Source organism: Gammaproteobacteria bacterium, assembly GCA_022340215.1.
In the GTDB taxonomy this organism is placed as follows: Bacteria; Pseudomonadota; Gammaproteobacteria; order JAJDOJ01; family JAJDOJ01; genus JAJDOJ01.
In genome coordinates this window covers 1-5,346 of record JAJDOJ010000228.1, presented here as the reverse complement: position 1 = coordinate 5,346, position 5,346 = coordinate 1, and the positions used below count along the sequence as shown (strand labels likewise).

The window sequence follows — 5,346 nt, the reverse complement described above, 5'->3', positions numbered from 1 at the left end:
AAGGGCAGTGGCCACACCGGGTCTAACACCCCATCCGAGGCCTCGCACACGGCACGCGAAAGCGACTCCGTGGTCGAGAACATCGCTGGTATCTCCGTCCCCAGCGCGACTCGGGCGGCGCCGGTCAAAGTGGCGAAATCGATCACGACCTCCGAATCCCCTTCACCGGCAGCGCAAAGGGCGTCCGCGAGCAGTAACCGGCCTTCCGCGTCGGTGTTGTCGATCTCCACCGTCTTGCCATTGCGCGCCGTCAACACGTCGCCCGGCCGGTAGGCGTTACCGGAGATTGCATTCTCCGCCGCAGGCACCAGGACCCGTAGCCGCACCGGCAAGGCGGACGATACGATCATGTGCGCCAGACCGATGACGTGCGCCGCACCGCCCATGTCCTTCTTCATCAGGCGCATCCCGTTCGCCGACTTGATGTCGAGCCCCCCGCTGTCGAATGCGACGCCCTTGCCCACCAGGGTGATTCCGGGGCCTCGATCGCCCCAGTTCAGCTCAAGCATGCGCGGTGGGTTCGCGCTGGCGCGCCCTACCGCGTGAACCATCGGATAGTTTCCCGAAAGCAACTCTTCACCGACCAGTTCCTCGAACCGGCCGCCGAATGTCTTCGACAATTCCCGCATGGTCTCCGAGATGTCCCTCGGCATCATGTCCATCGCCGGCGTATTGATCAGATCACGGCAAAGGGTGATGCCATCGGCCTGCGACCGTACCCGGTCGAACGCCACCCCGGGACTCACCACCAGTGTCGCGGGCGGCTTGCCGTTACCGGTGTAGCGTGTAAAGCGGTATGCGCCGAGTGCCCAGGCCAGCGCGGCCTGTTCGGCAAACCCATCGCCGGGGCCTTCCGCGATGCGGTACTCACCTGGCGGCAGCCTCTGAGGCAGAACACCCGCGATCCAGAATCCCTCCTCGGCGGAGGCCCCAAGCAAGACAGCCTCGATACCGCCTTCGCCCCCCGGCACCATCGCCAGCTCGCCGGCGGCCGCATTGAAACCCAGCGACTCGATCCAGCGCGCCGCCACACCGCCCCGTTCCAGGACCCACGCCTGCAGCCGGTTTTCGTTCAGCACATACACCGGGGTTGCGTCTTCGAATGCCGCCTTGTCGTAAGCACGGATCATGGCTGTCATAAACCGATGCACCTGCCGCTTTGCTGGAAGTCGCCGTCAATGGTGTTTGAAATGCCCTGCGCTGGCAAGCCAGAGCAAGCACGATACATGGAATTTGTACATTCTCCGCTGATCCCGTCCTTCTGCCCCATTCGCGGGACGTGATAGAATTCTTGGCTCTGCGGTTTGCCGCCGTGCCGGCGTACAGCGTCTTCCCGATGACATCATCACCGACCCCGTCCGACCCTCGAGGCACATGACCGCTGCACTCGAGATTCAGGACCTGCGCAAGACCTACGCGAACGGCCCACCAGCCCTGAAGGGCATCGACCTGACGGTGGCCCAGGGGGAGTTCTTCGCCCTCCTAGGTCCGAATGGCGCCGGCAAGTCCACGGCGATCGGCATCGTCAGTTCGTTGATCAACAAGACCGGCGGCAAGGTCTTCATCTTCGGGCGCGACATCGACACCGACTTCGCCGCGGCACGGCGCAACATCGGCCTCGTTCCCCAGGAATTCAACTTCAACGTCTTCGAACCGGTCGTCGAGATCGTGGTCAACCAGGCCGGTTACTACGGCATTCCGCGCAGGGCGGCATTCGACGCCGCCGGCGAGGTTCTGAACCAGCTCGGCCTGTGGAACAAGCGGCGCGTGCAGGCACGCGAATTGTCCGGGGGAATGAAACGCCGTCTGATGATTGCGCGCGCCCTGATCCATCAACCCCGCCTGCTTATCCTCGACGAACCGACGGCCGGTGTCGACATCGAGATCCGCCGTTCCATGTGGGAGTTCCTCGCCCGGACCAACGAGGCAGGCACGACCATCATCCTCACCACGCACTACCTGGAGGAGGCGGAGAGTCTGTGCCGCCAGATTGCCATCATCGACGAGGGACGCATCGTCGAGCACTCGGCGATGCGCGACCTGCTGTCGCGCCTGCACGAGGAGACCTTCGTGCTCTATCTGAAGGAACCGCTCGAACAACTCCCTGAACTCGGCGGGCACGAACTTCGACTCGTGGACGAACGCACCCTGGAGGCCCGGGTCCACTGCGACGTCAAACTGAACGATCTGTTCGCCGACCTCTCGCACGCCGGGATCGACATCCTCAGCATGAAGAACAAGACCAACCGGCTCGAGGAATTCTTCATCAGCCGGCTCGCCAACCGGGGCAACGGGCAGTGAGCAGACGCAAGTCGCCTGGCATGACGACCCCGCAAAGGCTGGTCGCCCTGCGCACCATCCCGACGGGGGGAGTTCCTTACCAGATGGACTTCATCATCGGCACCAAGCCGGGCGGCAACCCGACACTGTTCCAGACCGTGCAGGCGCGTCTGCAAAAAGGACTGTGCACCGAATGGGAAGAGGCCGATGAAAAATCCGGCGCCACACGCGGTTACCGCTTTACCCATCAAGTTCCCCTGCACCATGCACACCCGGATCTCGACTCTGCCGTCAATTTCCTGAGAGTACTGGGAAGTCGACGCCCGGGGTAAGGAGCGCATATGGAGTTAGATCACCCACCCGGCCATTACCCGCGACAACGCCCAGACGTTGATGCGGGCGGGTCGGGCACAGTGGAAGATCGAGAACGAGACGTTTAACACACTGAAAAACCCGCGGCTATCACTTCGAACACAACTTCGGGCACGGCAAACAGTATCTGTGCGGCACGCTGGCCGGCTTGATGTTGCTGGCGTTCCTGATCGACCAGATCCTTCGAACGCGCCTGTCGCGTCTTTCAACTGGCCAGGGTGCATTGCAAATCGCGTCTGTGCCCATGGGAGCGGTTCCAGTCGCTGTTTCTGACCTTGTATGCGCCCAACTGGGAGGCGCTGATGAGTGCCTGGATGATCCCTCGAGGATCAAATTTGTGCTGCCCTCACCGGATACTTCCCAGACGGACAGCTCCGCCGCCGTACCGTGTTGTACCCCGAGCTATCGCCTGAATTCAATGTCCGACAGACAATGCCGCAACTTCAAATGCCGCTGCCTTTGTGAAGGGTTACACTGTGGTCCATAACAAAACGGATATCGCTCAACATGGGCGGTGTTCACTCGCCCGGGGTGCGGCTGGTCCAACCATTCATGCTATCGTGAGGCCAGTGAAGTCGATAGCCCATGTCGCTTATTTTGGGGTAGAGGAGGAGAATTGGTGAGCATAGACAAGACAGCGGGGGATCTCGCCATTCCTCTGGATGTGTATCCGCACCTTCGAGAGGACCAGACACTGCATGAGGCGATTAACGTCATCCGGTCATTCACATACGAAGATCAGTTACGGTTTTCGGAGCTGATGATCTTGAACGACCAAGAACAGTTGATCGGCCGGGTTACGGTGCGTGATATGCTCCAAGGGCTCGAACCGCGCCTACTTCGGAAAAAGAAATTAGCGAAATTCGAGGGGTTTGAGGCCGAGTACCCGAACCTGGCGATCCTCTGGGAGGAATCCTTTTTCAAGAAGTGCCGCAAACGGGGCGGTAGGCCGATCAAGGAGGTCCTGTCGCCCATAACGACGACTTTAAAGGCGTCTGATCCCCTATTGAAGGCTCTATACATTATGATGCACAAGAATGAGAACAACCTGCCGGTGCTTAAGAAAAAGAGAATCGTCGGCGTGCTCCGCATCAAAGAGGTTTTTACCGCGATCTGCCTTCGCTGCCATTTCTAGAACGAGTGACCGTTCATCCATACTGGGCTCTTTAATGTTGAATCTATAACGAAGAAGAGGAACTCATGGCAAACGCAAGCCGTGTAAGTACGGGTCTGGCTGTTGAAAAAAGGCCCGTAGACTGGAAGCGTATCGGTTTCATGTCGTTGGGGGTCGTACTGTTCGCGATCATCTATCTTTCACCTCCATGGCCAGACGCGGTCGACCCCATGGGCGAGCATTTCGTGTTGACCAAGGAGGCCAAGGGCGCCCTGGCGGTCTTTGCCCTGGCGGGCACATGGTGGGTGTTCGAGGTGGTGCCGATCGGCGTGACCAGTCTGACCATCGGTGTGTTGCAGGTGCTATTTCTGATCCGGCCCGCCAAGGCGGCGTTCAACGACTTCATGGACCCCTCGGTCCTCTTTATCTTAGGCTCCATTGTCATCGGCATGGTCTTCACCAAGACGGGGTTAACCAAGCGGATTGCATACAAAATGCTCTCCATTGTGGGCGAGAAGACCAGCATGATCTACCTGGGCTGTTTCCTATTGACTGCAGTCCTGACCCACATCATGGCCCATACTGCCGTGGCCGCCACCATGTTCCCCCTGCTCCTCGCCATCTATTCTTTATACGACGAGGGTGACAAACCCACCAGGTTCGGCAAGGGGCTGTTCATGGGCATGGCCTACGTGGCAGGGGCCGGCAGCATCGTCACCCTTCTGGGAGCGGCCCGCGGCGCGGTGGCCCTGGGTTTTTACAAGGACGTCACGGGTCAGGAGATCAGCTTTTTCGAACTGACCTACTATATGGCGCCGATCGGGTGGCTCATGACCTTCCTGCTGTATGCCCTCTTCATGGTCGTTATGAAGCCCGAGAAGAAGCGCCTCCCTGGCCTCAAGGAGAAAGCCAAGCGGATGTACGGAGAGCTTGGCCCGATGACCAGGGATGAGATTCTTGCCTCACTGATCATCGCCACCACAATCTGTGTCATCTCGGCCCAATCCTTCTTCCCGGCCCTGAATGTGATCAATAAGACCGGGATACTGCTTTGCTCCACCGTCGCCTTTTACCTGGTTAGTATCCTCGACGTGGACGATCTGGAAACGATTCCCTGGAATATCATTCTTCTCTTTGCCGGGGCCATGTCCATCGGCTTCTGCCTGTGGGAGACGGGGGCTGCGAAGTGGCTGGCTGTCAACTGGCTTGTCATATTCCAGGAATCGAACTGGTTCGTTTTCGTAATGGCCATTGCCTTATTCGTCATGCTCATGACCAACTTCATCATGAATGTGGCCGCCATTGCGATCTCGCTGCCTGTCGCCCTGGTCATCGCCCCATACCTCGGCGTAGCAGGCGAGGTCATCCTTTTCGCGTCCCTGGTCGTGGCCGGCATGCCCTTCCTGCTCCTGGTTGGCGCGGCGCCGAACGCCATTGCCTATAATTCAGGGCAGTTTACCACCGGCGAGTTCTTCTTATGGGGCATCCCGGCGTCCATTATCCTGATGGCGGTGACGGCCTTGGCCATCACCGTTATCTGGCCAATCATGGGGATGCCAATCACGCTATCGGTTGAGTGA

Annotated in this window: 5 protein-coding genes and 1 pseudogene; 5 read left to right on the top strand and 1 reads right to left on the bottom strand. The window is 59.3% G+C overall.

The window, feature by feature from the left end; genetic code table 11:
* A partial coding sequence (locus tag LJE91_15915) for a leucyl aminopeptidase family protein (GenBank protein ID MCG6870155.1) occupies window positions 1-1,139 on the bottom strand: 1,139 nt, incomplete at its 3' end.
* 235 nt (window positions 1,140-1,374) lie between these two features.
* Here LJE91_15915 and LJE91_15910 point away from each other — a divergent pair.
* The 5 genes and pseudogenes from LJE91_15910 to LJE91_15890 all read left to right on the top strand — a co-directional run bounded on the left by LJE91_15910 (window position 1,375) and on the right by LJE91_15890 (window position 5,346).
* Window positions 1,375-2,301, top strand: coding sequence for an ABC transporter ATP-binding protein (locus tag LJE91_15910; GenBank protein MCG6870154.1), 927 nt, complete (start codon window positions 1,375-1,377; stop codon window positions 2,299-2,301).
* Complete coding sequence (locus LJE91_15905; protein MCG6870153.1) at window positions 2,298-2,612, top strand: hypothetical protein; 315 nt, start codon at window positions 2,298-2,300, stop codon at window positions 2,610-2,612. Before LJE91_15910 ends, LJE91_15905 begins: the two co-directional genes overlap by 4 nt.
* 58 nt (window positions 2,613-2,670) lie before the next feature.
* A pseudogene (locus tag LJE91_15900) lies at window positions 2,671-2,824 on the top strand (transposase).
* A gap of 447 nt (window positions 2,825-3,271) precedes the next feature.
* Window positions 3,272-3,787, top strand: a complete 516-nt coding sequence (locus LJE91_15895) for a CBS domain-containing protein (GenBank protein MCG6870152.1) — start codon at window positions 3,272-3,274, stop codon at window positions 3,785-3,787.
* Between the two features lie 65 nt (window positions 3,788-3,852).
* On the top strand, window positions 3,853-5,346 hold the full coding sequence (locus LJE91_15890) for an SLC13 family permease (GenBank protein MCG6870151.1): 1,494 nt from the start codon (window positions 3,853-3,855) through the stop codon (window positions 5,344-5,346).

Coding starts and splice junctions, on each gene's coding strand:
- LJE91_15910 (MCG6870154.1), top strand. CDS start 1,375: ATGACCGCTGCACTCGAGATTCAGGACCTGCGCAAGACCTACGCGAAC.
- LJE91_15890 (MCG6870151.1), top strand. CDS start 3,853: ATGGCAAACGCAAGCCGTGTAAGTACGGGTCTGGCTGTTGAAAAAAGG.